At 34.9% G+C, this 14,179-nt stretch carries 8 protein-coding genes; 2 read left to right on the forward strand and 6 right to left on the reverse strand.

Translation table 11 applies throughout. The annotated features are described in order from the left end of the window. The first annotated feature begins 210 nt into the window (after window positions 1-210). Window positions 211-2,937, forward strand: a complete 2,727-nt coding sequence (gene ppdK, locus M0P98_03285) for a pyruvate, phosphate dikinase (GenBank protein ID MCK9265892.1) — start codon at window positions 211-213, stop codon at window positions 2,935-2,937. Window positions 2,938-3,166: 229 nt separating this feature from the next. Continuing rightward, window positions 3,167-4,378 (forward strand): MFS transporter, encoded by a 1,212-nt coding sequence (locus M0P98_03290; protein ID MCK9265893.1) that lies wholly within the window; start codon window positions 3,167-3,169, stop codon window positions 4,376-4,378. A gap of 1,184 nt (window positions 4,379-5,562) precedes the next feature. On the opposite strand, the gene M0P98_03295 is transcribed toward M0P98_03290, so the two are convergent. From M0P98_03295 to M0P98_03320, 6 genes are all read right to left on the reverse strand, one after another. Then, window positions 5,563-6,231, reverse strand: coding sequence for a DUF4013 domain-containing protein (locus M0P98_03295; protein ID MCK9265894.1), 669 nt, complete (start codon window positions 6,229-6,231; stop codon window positions 5,563-5,565). Then, complete coding sequence (locus tag M0P98_03300; protein ID MCK9265895.1) at window positions 6,212-6,952, reverse strand: pyridoxine 5'-phosphate synthase; 741 nt, start codon at window positions 6,950-6,952, stop codon at window positions 6,212-6,214. Before M0P98_03300 ends, M0P98_03295 begins: the two co-directional genes overlap by 20 nt. 130 nt (window positions 6,953-7,082) lie before the next feature. After that, entirely contained in the window at window positions 7,083-8,195 is a 1,113-nt protein-coding gene (gene hisC / locus M0P98_03305) for a histidinol-phosphate transaminase (GenBank protein MCK9265896.1), read from the reverse strand. Beyond that, window positions 8,188-9,180, reverse strand: coding sequence for a tryptophan--tRNA ligase (gene trpS / locus M0P98_03310; GenBank protein ID MCK9265897.1), 993 nt, complete (start codon window positions 9,178-9,180; stop codon window positions 8,188-8,190). Before trpS ends, hisC begins: the two co-directional genes overlap by 8 nt. 171 nt (window positions 9,181-9,351) lie before the next feature. Beyond that, on the reverse strand, window positions 9,352-13,434 hold the full coding sequence (locus M0P98_03315; protein ID MCK9265898.1) for a right-handed parallel beta-helix repeat-containing protein: 4,083 nt from the start codon (window positions 13,432-13,434) through the stop codon (window positions 9,352-9,354). Between the two features lie 39 nt (window positions 13,435-13,473). Further along, window positions 13,474-14,179, reverse strand: a 706-nt coding sequence (locus tag M0P98_03320) for a hypothetical protein (GenBank protein MCK9265899.1), incomplete at its 5' end; no start/stop codon positions are given.

Below are 14,179 nucleotides of genomic sequence, written 5' to 3' on the forward strand. Positions count from 1 at the left end.
GTATGAATATTTTAAACACTTAAACCTATTGTGTCAATAAGAATGTAGAAAAAAAGAGAAATAGGCAAAAACGTCACTTAATTATTATGATTTAATACAACTTTGTTTGACTAAAAGAAAAAAAAGAGGTATAATTAATGAGTTTTGCAAAAACTACCTTTTTAAAAAAATTCGAAGAGATAATCATTATTTTATGATAAGGAGGAAAATATGTCGAATGAGAAGTTTGTGTATTTCTTTGGCGGAAAAACCGCCGATGGTGATGGTAGCATGAGAGAAACGCTTGGAGGCAAGGGAGCCGGTTTGGCTGAAATGGTTACAATGGGGCTTCCTGTTCCTGCAGGCTTTACAGTTACTACAGACGTATGTACTTATTTCTATGAAAATGATAGAAAATTACCTGCTGGCGTAGAAGAAGATATTAAGAAAAACGTTGCAAAAGTTGAAGAGGTTATGGGCAATAAATTTGATGATGAGAATGACCCTCTGTTATTATCTGTCCGTTCTGGAGCAAGAAAATCTATGCCAGGTATGATGGAGACTGTTCTTAATGTTGGGCTTTCTTCAAAAACAATCCCAGGCATTATAAAAAAGACCAATAATCCAAGATTTGTCTATGACGCATACAGACGTCTTATTATGATGTATTCAGATGTTGTTATGGAAAAAGCATCTGGAAAAGAACCAGAAGAAGGGAAAGGCATTAGGTTACAACTTGAAAAAATGATGCAGGAAATAAAAGATAAGAATGGATATGAATCTGATGCTGACCTTACCGAAGAAGATTTAAAAGGTTTGTGTGATAATTTTAAAATAAAAGTTAAAGAAGTTTTAGGTGAAGAGTTCCCAGATAATGCGTGGGAACAACTTATGGGCGGAATTAAAGCTGTTTTTCTTTCATGGAATGGAAAAAGGGCTATATCTTATAGAAGAATAGAGAATATTCCTGATGAATGGGGAACTGCAGTAAATGTTCAGGCAATGGTATTTGGGAATATGGGCGATTCATCTGCTACAGGTGTTGCTTTTACAAGAAACCCTGCGACTGGTGAAAACAAGTTTTACGGAGAGTGGTTGGTTAATGCTCAGGGAGAAGACGTTGTTGCAGGTACAAGAACTCCTAATCCTTTGAATGATGAAACAAAAAATGAACAGAACAAACACTTGACCTCACTTGAAGAGATGATGCCTGCTGTGTACAAAGAACTTTATGATATAAGAATTAAACTTGAAGAATATTATAAGGATATGCAAGATGTTGAATTTACCATTCAGGAAGGTCGTTTATGGATGCTCCAGTGTAGAGTAGGTAAAAGAACTGGAACAGCGGCTCTTAATATGGCTATGGATATGCTTGAAGAGAAGATGATAAAAGAAGAAGATGTTGTAATGAGGTTGAGTGCCAACCAAGTAGATGAACTTCTTCATCCTATTGTCGACCCAGAGGTAGAAAAACAACATAAACCTTTAGCAAAAGGTCTTCCTGCAGGTCCTGGTGGAGCTTTTGGTCATATAGTTTTTACAGCAGAAGATGCGGTTGAATGGGCTAAAGAGAATAAAAACACTATCCTTATTAGAGAAGAAACCAACCCAGAGGACGTTGAAGGGATGAGAGCAGCAGTAGGTATTCTAACAGGAAGAGGGGGAATGACAAGCCATGCTGCGTTGGTTGCTCGTGGTTGGGGAAAGTGTTGTATAGTTGGTTGCGGTAAACTAAAAATAGATACCAAAAATAAGGTTGTTACTATTGATGATGTAACATTTAAAGAGGGTGATATCTTTACCTTAAACGGAACAAGGGGCTATGTTTATGAAGGGGAACTTCCAATGATAGATTCTACTGAAAACCCCAGATTTGCAGAATTTATGAAGATAGCTAATTCTTTCCGTAAAATGGGTGTTAGAGCTAATGCTGATACACCTGAAGATGCAATGAATGCTCTTGAGTTTGGAGCCGAAGGTATAGGACTTTTCAGAACTGAACATATGTTTTATGGTAAAGACTCTGAAAAACCTTTATTCTTTTTGAGAAAAATGATACTTTCTCAGGAAGAAAAAGAGAGAAGGGCGGCATTAGAAGAACTGCTTCCTTATGTCAAAAAAGATATGAAAGCAACATTAGAGGTTATGAATGGTTTGCCTGTTACTATTAGATTGCTTGATCCACCATTACACGAATTTGTTCCAACCCAAAAAGAAGAACAATCTAAATTGGCAACAAGTATGGGTATATCAATGGAGGAATTTACAAGAAGGGTGGATGCTCTCCATGAAACCAACCCTATGATGGGACACAGAGGTGTACGATTGGGGGTCACATATCCTGAAATTACCGAGATGCAGATAAGAGCAATTTTTGAGGTTTCAGCTGAACTGCTAAAAGAAGGTAAAAAAGCATTGCCTGAAATAATGGTTCCAGTTGTCGGGATAGTTGAAGAACTTGAAGACCAGAAAGTGATTGTTGATAGAGTCTATAAAGAGGTTTGTGATAAACACCAAATAAAAGAGATACCTTATCTATATGGAACTATGATTGAGATTCCAAGAGCAGCTTTAACTGCTGACAAGATAGCTAAGGAAGCAGAGTTTTTCTCTTTTGGTACAAACGATATGACACAAATGGGCTTTGGGTTTTCAAGGGATGATATAGGTGGTTTTGTTCCTTCATACTTGGATAAGGGTATACTAACAGGAGACCCATTCCAGGTTCTTGACCAAGAAGGTATTGGACAATTGGTTGAGATAGGAATTGAAAGAGGTAGAAAAACTCGCCCCAACATAAAGATAGGGATATGTGGAGAACATGGTGGAGAAGCAGAATCTGTTAAATTCTGTTACAAGATGAAGATGGATTATGTTAGTTGCTCTCCATTTAGAGTACCCATTGCGGTCCTTGCATCTGCACAGGCGTCTATCGAAGAAAACAACAAGAAGTAGTTAGTAAGTTTCTAATTTTAGAAGTTTAGAACTTGCAAAGTTAGTAAGTTAAAGGGGCGGCTTAAGAAAGTCGCCCCTTTGTTATAATGAGGTGTAGTCTTTAGTGAAAACAATGGTTTAGCGTTGAGGGGATAAAAGGGGAGGGGGTGTTGAGTGTTGTTTGGTAAAGGAAACTTTACTCTCTATTCTCCAGAAAATATAACGAGTATCTATAATTAGGTTTTAATCAATGAGAAAAAAGATAAGTTTAATTATAATTATAATAGGAATATTGGTTGAGGTGACTTGGGTAGCAGGGGTGGTTTGTGGCCCTGTATTTATGAAATTATTAGAACTTACAAATACCCAACTTGGTATAATTCTTGGTTCTCTCAATGTAGGTCTTTTTGCTTTTTCACCTATTGCTGGAAATATTTCAGAAAGGTTTGGTGCATCTAAAGTTCTTTTTTATGGTATATTGGGAATGGTTTTAGGAGTTCTTCTGGTTACCTTGGGTTTTAATTACACGTTTCTTGTTGCTGGTATGATTATAACAGGTATTGCAAATGCTTTTATAATAAATGCTAATATGACTTTACTTTCAGAACTTTTTCCTCAAATGATTAGACGTATTATTTCTTTATACTCGGCTATCTATTTTACTGCTTGTGCGCTTTTAAGTCCTGTTATAGGTAAATGGCTAAGTTTTTCTCTGCTAAAAGGGTGGACAACTCTTGTTTTTAGAACACCTTTTGCTATTCTGTTACTCTTCTTTATATATTTTGGAATAACTGCAGAAAAAAATATAATATTGCCACTAATGAGGATTAAAGAAAAATCTATTCAAGACAATCCAGTTATAACAAATGCTTCATCAAAAATAATGTCACTTAAATGGATTTGGGTACCTCTTATGAGTTTTTTTCACGGATTAATGTATATAGTAATGGTTTCTTGGCTGAGTCCTATGGCAAAAGCAAAGTTTGGTTCTAATGAATTTAAAGGGTCTCTTTTTGTAGGAGTTGCCATTCTGGGGATGGCACTGGGAAGATTTATTCTGGCTTTTTTTGAGTTTCCTTGGGAAGATCGTAAAGTTTTAGCTTTTAGTACCATACTTGGAAGCATTCTATTCTTTGCAGGACTTTTTGCTCCTATTTACTTTTTAGCAATAATGTTTATAGGTTTTGGTAGTTTGATTGCAAGCCCTTCTTTTCCTTGTATTTCTTCTTTAGGTGGGAGGATGTTTCAGGATGCCCGGGCAAAAGTTTATGGTTATATGTATGCAACTTACGCAATAGCAGGTATTGTTGGTAATCTTTTTGCAGGGATGCTTGCTGATAAAGGGGTGTCTTTATCGTGGGTTTTGACTATTAGCGCTTTTTCTGCACTTATTATAGGGGTTTTAAGCTTGTTATGGGAATTTCTTGAAAGAAAAGAGAATAAAGTAAAAATTATGGCTTAACTTAAAAGAAAACAGTGTTTACTATTGACCAACCTAAAATAACCTCTAAATTTTGCTCCTACTGAGTACTTTTCAAGATTTATTCAAAAACTAATTCTTACAAATTCATACCTTGTTTCTCCTGGTCAAAAAATTAAAACCTGTTAAGATTAAAAGTGAGAAAATAGTATTGCTGAAAAAACTACTAAAAGAGAAGTAAGTTCGAAAAAAATAGATGTACATTCAAAACTTTTAAACTCCCCAAAAAAAAACAAAATATTTAGAGTAGGGCGCTTGGAAAAGCAATTTTAAAAAATAAAAAAATGAGTACTGTTTTTTTAAAAAATCTACCCTTGAGAAATTAGGTTAAATGAGGTATGCTAACATCGCCAGAAATATAGACTTAGGTGTTAAGGAGTAAAGTGAGCGAGCAGTATAATATTAAAAAAAAGAGGGTCTACTCGATTCTGATGAAAGGTTTATCTCTTCTGGAAGAGGATGAAAAAAGGGAAAAAAGAGAGGTTATTCAGAAAATATACTTTGTAAGAATTGTGATGAATTTGCATTATTTGCTTCTCAAAAAGCCCTTAAGAGGCTTTTTTGTAAGAATTTTAATGATTTTTTCTTATTTAACTCTCACCGCCTGAAGCTAAAGTTCTTAATCTGATTTACAAAATTTATACGGCTTTTTACTCAATAAAACAATCGTGTTACGTTTTTTTGTTTAAAAATCTATAGTATAATTCTAAATTACTTGCTGGTATTTTAAAAACTTAACTTGTTGATTATTAACACTTTAAAACTTGAGTGCTGATAATGCTTATTAAATAAAAAATAAGTGATATTTCTTTCAAATTTAAAACTGCAGGTTCTACTCTAATAGGTTTCCACATCCTAAAAGTTAACATAATAATCCTTATGCGACGTTATGTGTGTAACTGTAAGAGTGTCAATAAGTTAGAACTGAAATAGCCCTTTTTGCACTTCTGTTTTGATGGTGTCTGTTGAAAACTTGTGAAATTGTGTAAAACTTATTCTGGTCAATTTTGGAATGCAATTTTGAAATAACTAAATTGTTTTTATAAGGTTTGTGATTTGAAATTAAAACTTAGCCCTTCGAGGAACAAGATTTTAATTTCTTTTGTTGAGTTGAAAGTCTAAAGTCTCAAAATGAAAAAATATTATTTACTACCACTAATAAACTTTTAATTAATATTGATGCTAATAGATTTTCTTGGGAAGAACTTACTTAATAGGTTGGTAATAACAAGACTGTCATAAAAGATAATAAACCCCCAGAGAAGTATGCTAAAAGTCCAATTCATTAAAAAAAAGAGGATAACTGCAGAGACAACTATCAGGGATATGCTTAACCCAAATATTACTAAGTATTCCTGAGGTATAAGGGATATCCTTGAAATATTCTCCTGTAAATCAAAACTCTTCTTAATATCACCACTCTCTAAGAACATACAGACTGCAAAAGGTATGAAGTATAGTGAGGTAAGAAACAATAAGGTTGCTATAATGTTAAGAATTTGACCTCTAAAGTAAAATAGAGAGAAGATTTTGCCTTCAGCAAGGGTAAGTATAAAGAACCCTCCTAAAAACGCTAATAAAACAGGGAGAAGTAGATAGGAAAGGCATATAATAAATATTTTAAACCCTTTTATAAAAAATTCTTTAATATTTTCATCCCACTTAACCGGTATCTTCTTCTGCTCGATGCTGTTTTCAAGTTTTTTCCCAAGAAAACCAAAAGAGACAAAGTTTATTATTGGAAAAAAGGTAATAACTCCCCCTATCAATAAGTTCAACCTACTTTCTTGGTCCTTAAAAGGTTCTTTAAAGGCATCAATTATCTTTTTTTTCATACATCCTCATTATTTTTAAGATTTCTTTTACGGCATTATCAAGCCCTATAAAGACTGCTCTCGCAATTATGCTTTGACCTATATTTAATTCTTCAATACCGGCAATTTTACATATAGCAGGGCTATTTTTAATGTTAAGTCCATGACCTGCATTCACTCTAACTCCAACTGAAGTTGCATATTTTGTTGCTTTTATTATCTTATCAAGTTCTCTATAAATATCTGCTTCAGTTTTAGATTCCGAGTAAGTACCTGTATGAATCTCAATAAATTCAGCGCCAGCTTTTTTTGTGGCATCTATCTGTTTTTCTTCAGGCTCAATAAAAAGACTTACTTGAATTCCTGCTTCTTTAAATTTTTTAATGTGTTCTTCAACTTTTGTAAAGTTTTTTATAACATCAAGCCCACCTTCAGTAGTTAATTCCTCTTTCTTTTCTGGGACAAGAGTAACCTGGTCTGGCTTAACATCCAGGGCTATATTAACCACTTCTTCCGAAAGAGCCAATTCAAGGTTTAATTTGGTTTTTATTATATCTTTTAACAGATACAAGTCTCTGTTTTGAATATGTCTTCTATCTTCTCTTAAATGGCAAACAATTGAATCACACCCAGCAAGTTCACAAATAATAGCAGCATCAACAGGGTCTGGAAAACTCCCCCCTCTTGCTTCTCTCAATGTAGCTACGTGGTCAACATTTACACCAAGTTTTAGTCTTTCCATTTAAAACCCCCTCTTTAGCGATTACTATGCCAAATTTAGCTTTATCCCTTACACCCTCTACCCTTTTTGGTGTTTGTCCAAAGTTCTCAAAGAGAGAAATAAAAGGTGAAGGTACTTTTTTGTTATGTTTTTAGTGATTCAAAATCTCTTTAAGGTTCTCAATTAGAATAAGGTTTTCTTTTTCTGTTCCTATAGTTATTCTTATATATTCTTTTTCAAGCTTAGGAGTTTTCATATATCTAACAATTATACCCCTCTTTTCAAGTTCTTTTGCAATATTTGAAGCGTTATTCTGAAATTTACATAGTATAAAGTTTGTCTCAGTAGGAATACAATAAATTCCAAGATTTTTAAGTTCTGAATATAGGTATTTCTTTCCATTGATGTTATTTTCATAAGATTTAGTTCTATATTCTGTATCTTCAAGGGCAGCTATCGCCGCTTCTTGCCCAATGCCTGTTGTGTTGAACGGGGGTCTTATTCTTTCCATAAAATCTATAATACCCTTTTTAGCAATCCCGTAACCCATTCTTAACCCTGCTAAACCATAGATTTTTGAAAATGTTCTTGCAATTAAGATGTTCTTTTCTTCAATGTAGGGAAAAGAGTGTCCAAAATTCTTATCCTCAACATACTCTATATATGCCTCATCACATATAACAATTATATTTTCAGGAAGTTTTTTAAAAAACTCTTCAAGTTGCTCTTTATATATAATTGTACCAGATGGATTGTTTGGGTTACACAATATGATTATCTTTGTATTATCTGTTATTTTACTATAAAACCTATTTAAATCATAAGAAAAATCATCGTTGAGAGGAATTTCAACTATTTTTGCATCTGTTTTATGTGCAAGTATTTTATATATAAGAAAAGATGGCGCTGGAAATAGCACCTCTTCGCCTGGATTTAAAAATGTTTCCATAGCCATCGAAATAATTTCACTGGAGCCACTTCCTAATATAATCTTTTCAGGCGCCACATCTAAATACTCTGAAAGTTTGTTTTTTAAGTAATATCCAGAACCTTCAGGATATCTTGATATATTATCAATATACCTTATTATGGCGTCTTTAACTTTTGGAGATATTTCAAGAGGGTTCTCATTTGAAGCAAGTTTTATAATTTTTGATGCCTCTATACCAGAATCCCTCTGCAACTCTTCTATTGGTTTGCCCGGAACATAGGGTGAAATCTTCTTAATACTTTCCCTTACAGCAGATTCAATGATTTTATCCATATTTTAATCCTGTTTTTGTTTTTACCTCTTCAATGGTTTTATTAGCAAGACTTCTGGCTTTTTCAGTGCCTGTACGTAGTATTTGCCACAACAACTCCTTATTCTTTTCAAGCTCATTTCTTTTTTCTCTTATTTCTTTAAGGTATATCGGCAACAGTTCACCCAACTCCTTTTTACAATCAGCGCATCCAATTATGGCGTTTATACATTCTTCTTTTATCTCCCCTACCCTCTTTTCATCATTAAAAAGTTTGTGATAATCAAATACCGGGCAAGTTTCTGGGTGTCCTGGATCTTTCCTATATACTCGTTTAGGGTCTGTGAACATCTTACTTGTTTTTTCTCTTATAACCTCTGGAGAATCCTTTAAAAAGATAGCATTACCATACGATTTACTCATTTTTCTGTTATCTGTTCCAGGGATTTTGGGGGTTTTAGTCAGAAGAGCCTCTGGGATTGGAAAAGTCTCCCCAAAAATATAATTGAATCTTGCGGCTATCTCTCTTGTTAGTTCCAGATGAGGTAACTGGTCTTTACCTATAGGAACATAAGCAGCTTTATATATTAATATATCTGCTGCTTGTAAAACAGGATATCCAAGAAATCCATAAGTATTAATATCTTTCTCAATAAGTTCTTTTTTCTGCTCCTTGTAAACAGGGTTTCTCTCCAGCCATGGTGTTGGGACAATCATAGAAAAAATTAGATGTAATTCTGTATGTGCAGGTATCATAGATTGCACAAATATAGTAGACTTATCAGGGTTAATCCCAGCAGATATGAAATCCATTGCCACCTCTTCAACATAAGATTTTATATTTTTCATAGTTGAATATTCGGTACTTAAGGCATGATAGTCGGCAATCATATAAAAACAATTATAATCTTGTTCCTGAAGCCTCTTCCAGTTTGCAAGAGCTCCAAAAAGGTGTCCTATATGCAAAGGTCCTGTTGGGCGCATACCGCTTAAAATATTGTGTTTCATAACTTATTAACTCCGTGAGTTCATAACTTGAAAACTTAATAACTTTGTTTTTTAAGAGAACTCCTTATGTAAGTATTCCAATTGCTCCTTATACTATTTATTATATATTTTTTTGAGTGAATTGTCCAAATTTAACCCAAACAACTTGTGAATCTAATTAAGAAAAACGAATCACTTCTCAAACTTTATAGAGCCAGCGTTATCCACACGCCATAAGGAACCACCAGTTGCAACCCAGCATATCCAATCTGCTCTCTTAGGTCCTCCGATATTGAATTTTAGCGAACTAATATCTTTAACTGAGATAGAAAGAGCTGAAAATGGTATCTTCCATTCTGCTGTCCAATGATAGGTTTTTGGGTCTATTATTTTGGTCTTATATTCTATGTTTTTTTGAATTAACTCTGCCGATTCTAAAGGCATACCATAAAGGTCGTGTATTTTAAAATTACCGTTTGAGTGTCCACTAAATGTGTAAAGAGGACCTATCGGCATATCTTTTTCCCACCAGGGTGTATTTTTACCAAAAACTCCCTCTATAGTTATTTCGTTTAAAGAAGAAGGTAACTCTTTTTTAAGGCCTTCTTTCCATGGGTCAGGGCAGTTTTCTATTCCTAAATAAAGGTAATTGTCGTCAAACAAGAGCCATGCGTAACTTCTTGCCCCTTCCTTTATTTTGCCTGTTATATGATTTTCTTCTATGAGCATGGCTTTACTTTTGTCAAGTTGTAGCCATTCAGAGTTATCAAGGTTGCCATCTATTGTTATAGGAACTCTTCTTTTTTTAACTTGATATTCGCGAGCTTCGCTAATTCTTTTTAATGGTGGAAATCTGCGTGTCATAGGATCTGTATCCTGTTGTACCAGCGTGTTTAGGCTTGCTTTTGGTCTGTAATATTTACCTGCAGGAGCTTTTTCTACAGGCCAACTGGCACGTAATGAATCTTTGTATAACCCAATACGCTCAAAAGGTATCGGTTCTATACCATTCATTCCAAATACTGGAGAACCAACTCTTAGCGCTAAATCCATATTGTCGGAGTCTATAAACAATGGGTCTCCCTGTTCCCAATTGTTACTTATAACACTTCTTTTGGCATTAATAGAGAGGGGTATATTCAGGAAAAACCCTTTATCGTTTATGTTTCTTGTTATTATGTTATTTTCAGTTTTTCCAAGAGGCAACGTATCTTCAAATATGCTTACTGCTTGCGGATACCTATAGTCCCAGGGAGGTTGCTTATAATTGACTTCTTTAAAAAGTTGTTCAACTGTAGGTAAAAGTCTATGCAGCCCTGTATGGCTAAGGTGTAACCTTCTCCCCATAAGGATGCTAGTTGAGTTGTTTATAAAGAAATTGTTTTCAATGCGAGTATCTGGTCCGTGCGAAAATATCCCAAGGTTATTGCAACAGAATATATTACCTTCCATAGTCATAGCTCCGTTGACTCCGTCTATGGTAATACCTGCAACAAGGCTTGACCTAGTAGGAGAAGTATGAGGCGCTATGTGATGGATAAAGTTGTAACGCATTACATTGCCTCTACCTCGTAAGTATGCCTTCCCATTGTGGTTGTACAAGGCGCCTCCATCTTGAGCCTCGTGCATAGTATCGTAAACTTCGTTATATTCAATAATATTGTCATTTTCGCTGAATGCTATTCCAATGTAAGGGGAATCGTACACCACATTGTGCGAAGCTCTGTTGCCTATTCCATATTGCATTGAAATTCCAAATTTTCCTCCCCCAAAACTAAACCTGTTGAACCTATATATATGGTTATTCTCAACATAATGACCCCCTGGGATAAGTTTTTCTACATCCCCACCGTTTAGTTTAACTCCTCCCTCTCCGGTATCATATATATCACATCCAACTACACCATGAGTCCATCCGTCTTTTATCCGTACTCCCAGAACTCCTGTGTTCCGTATGGTGCAGCCAGCTATAAGGTTGTTTCTACCGCCTACCATTTCTAATGCGTTATCCCATGTACCTTCCAGCGTTAGCCCGTAAAGAAGAAGGTTTGAGGTATCTTTAATATTGACAATGTTAGAGTTGAGCGTAGATACAATCATTTCGCTACCCTTGATTTTGTCCGGCGGGTAAAAGTAGAGATTGCCTGTATCTCTGTCTATATAAAACTCTCCAGGAACTGACAGTTCGGAAAGGATATTATAAAAATAATAGGGGGTGTCTTTTACTACTGGCGCAAATCGGCCAAGTACACTTTTGTGCCATCTGGTATCTTCATCCATATTCACAATACGTTCATCTGTATCTATTGATTTCACATTATAATGTCCTTTGTCCCATTCCCATAAAAAATATCCTGCTACCATAATGTTTTTTTCTTCTTTCCATCTATCTGGTCTATTACCTGAATATTTAAACCTACCTTTCTGGTAAGCATTAAGTCTAATATTTCCATCACCTTCTGGAGTAACGAGGTCAGCAACCTTTTCCCATCCTTCCTTGGGCCATCGGGCAAGATTCATTGGTTTGGTGTTAAAAAAGAGTTCCATAGCCCCTGATTGTGGATAAGAATAGGAAAGTCCTCTGGGTAAGAGTTTACCGTAATCTGTTATTCCAGCAGTTTTAAGGTTAGCAACCCATATTTTATCTTTTGATTCTTCTGGTAGGCGGTTTAAGACCTTTGGGTCATTAAGAGGTTTAAAATTTGTTATCTGTTTGCCTCCTATAATACGGACCTCTTCTTCTGGGTAGTTTCTGTAGACTACTGGTGCATCTTCCGTACCGGAATCTTCTATGCCGAAAGAGATGCTCTCTGTAATAAAATATTTTCCTCCCCTTAAATATACTGCTATTCCACCTTTAGGCATACTTTTCGACTTGATTTTTCTTACTTCTTCCTGAGCCCTTTTTATAGAGGCGAAAGGTTTTTCTTTTGTACCAGAGTTATTATCGTTACCTTCTAATGAAACATATATTGCATATTTCGGGCTGTTTACCCATTCAACACGTTTCTCTCTTAAACTCTTCTCTTCTTTGCCATCTGCCAGTTCTTTTATCAAGTCAAGCCTATCAATAAGGTCTACTCTAAAACCTTCGTTAGGAAAGTCTGATGTTTCCTGCTCTCTAAGAAGAGTAGTGTAAATATCAGTTGCTTTACGATACTGCCGTCTCGCCCTGTATGTATCTCCTATGTAAAGACGGGCTTTGAGTATATGGTGCTCTAAGGCACCTTCTTTACTTATAATCTGTTGATACAATTGTATTGCTTTATTGTAATTTTTCTGCCAAATATATAACTCTGCTTGCCTAAATAGCCCATAAATATGGTAGTAAACGGTTAAATTAGGGATAGAATAGATTTCTTCATAGGTTTTATGAGCGTTTTTATAATCTTTTGTAAGTGTTTGCAGTTCGGCTATATTAAACAATATAATCTCTTTAAGGTAACCACTATTATCTGAGCGTTTTTTAAGTTTTTCGTATTCTGCTTGAGCTTCTTTATATTTTTTCTGTTTTACAAGTAGGTCTATTTTGGGAAAAATATTCTCTCTGTTTTTATCTGTCATTTCAAACTTTTCAGCCTGCTTTGTTTCTTCAATATTTGCCATAATTTGTTCTTTATCTTTTGATGTTAACGCAAACTTTAACGCTTTATTATACTCCTGTAAAGCTTCACTATATTCTCCCAAATTGAATTTTAACTTACCTCTTCCTTGGTGGCGTGCGGTTTCAATATTGTCCCATTTGTTGGTTTCTATATGGACTATCAAAGGGTAATCAAAGTACGCACCTGTGTTACTTGCCATTACAACAATTATCGCATCAACTAAGTTTTTATCTTCAGATGGTTTAGGTATTTTTACAACCCCAGATATATTTGTCCATTCCTTACCTGCTTTTTGAGTAAAACCTTTTATTGTCTTGCTATATCTTAATACACCACTTTCTTGGCGAGAGTAGGTGTATAACAGACAAGAGACATCTTTTTCTTCTGGGTCTTTTGCATAAAAAGAGATTTCAAACTCATCTCCATCCGTCACATAAAACAGATCACTTCTGAAATGCCCCCTTACAAAAACATAAGAACCTTTGATGTAAGAACCTGTATCATCAAGAATTTTAACCTCTTTTTCAATATTCGAAGGTGCGCCAAGGTTAAGTTTCCATTTTGAAGGAAAATCTATAGGTTTGGTTAAAGCAGAAACTGATGAGTTTAACAAACTGCACAAACCCAGTATAACTATTGTTTTAAAGGTTAGATATTTTTTTATTTTCATTAATTCTTCTCCTATTAAAAACATATTTTGCCAAATTTATTATTCTATTTTTACCATAAGCGCTTCCGAAACATCAGAACGGTTATCCCAGTTGTCTACTGCTACTACTTTGTAATAGTATTCTGTCCCTTTTTTGAGTTGCAGGTCAGCAAAAACTATATCAGTCTCACTTCCTATAAGAGTTTCAGGTCCTACTTTAAAATCTTTATCTTCGCCTCGGTATATATTGTAATACCTTATACCTTGCGGAGCAGTAGAAAGTTCCCATTCAATTCTTACATAAGGAGGCGCTATTGTATACCCTCTCCACTCAAGTGGTTCGCCCTCCCCTTTTATTTCAGATATTTTAATTTTTTGAGGTGTTGAAGGTTTAACTGTAGGAGTGTTGTCAAGGTTGGTTGGTGTAAAATCCAAGTCATTGGTAACAAGAATATTATCTATTGCTATGCCTGTATCAGAGGTTAAAAAGACTATTTCAGTTTTGCCTGTTTTAGTAATTAAAAGTCTTCCCTCTACCTCAACCCATCTCCATTCAGACCCTTCTACTGGTAGTTTCCCTACCGTTTTATTCTCGATTTTAATTGTAAAACTTCCCTTTCCAACTTCTCCTTGAGGTTGCCAGCCAGTAGTATAACTTTCTCGCTCTATCCCTGACATACCTCTTACTCTTGCCATAACCTTCCATCTACCTTTAATAGGAATATTAGTTTTTAGTTTTACTTTCCCTTCCAACCCTTCTTCAAGT

The sequence above is a fragment of the bacterium genome, from assembly GCA_023230585.1.
Lineage (GTDB): Bacteria > Ratteibacteria > UBA8468 > B48-G9 > JAFGKM01 > JALNXB01.

Bases quoted from the DNA above. Each gene is read 5' to 3' on its own strand.
- hisC (MCK9265896.1), bottom strand. From the start codon at position 8,195: ATGGATAAAATCATTGAATCTGCTGTAAGGGAAAGTATTAAGAAGATT.
- M0P98_03290 (MCK9265893.1), top strand. From the start codon at position 3,167: ATGAGAAAAAAGATAAGTTTAATTATAATTATAATAGGAATATTGGTT.
- M0P98_03315 (MCK9265898.1), bottom strand. From the start codon at position 13,434: ATGAAAATAAAAAAATATCTAACCTTTAAAACAATAGTTATACTGGGT.
- M0P98_03300 (MCK9265895.1), bottom strand. From the start codon at position 6,952: ATGGAAAGACTAAAACTTGGTGTAAATGTTGACCACGTAGCTACATTG.
- ppdK (MCK9265892.1), top strand. From the start codon at position 211: ATGTCGAATGAGAAGTTTGTGTATTTCTTTGGCGGAAAAACCGCCGAT.
- trpS (MCK9265897.1), bottom strand. From the start codon at position 9,180: ATGAAACACAATATTTTAAGCGGTATGCGCCCAACAGGACCTTTGCAT.
- M0P98_03295 (MCK9265894.1), bottom strand. From the start codon at position 6,231: ATGAAAAAAAAGATAATTGATGCCTTTAAAGAACCTTTTAAGGACCAA.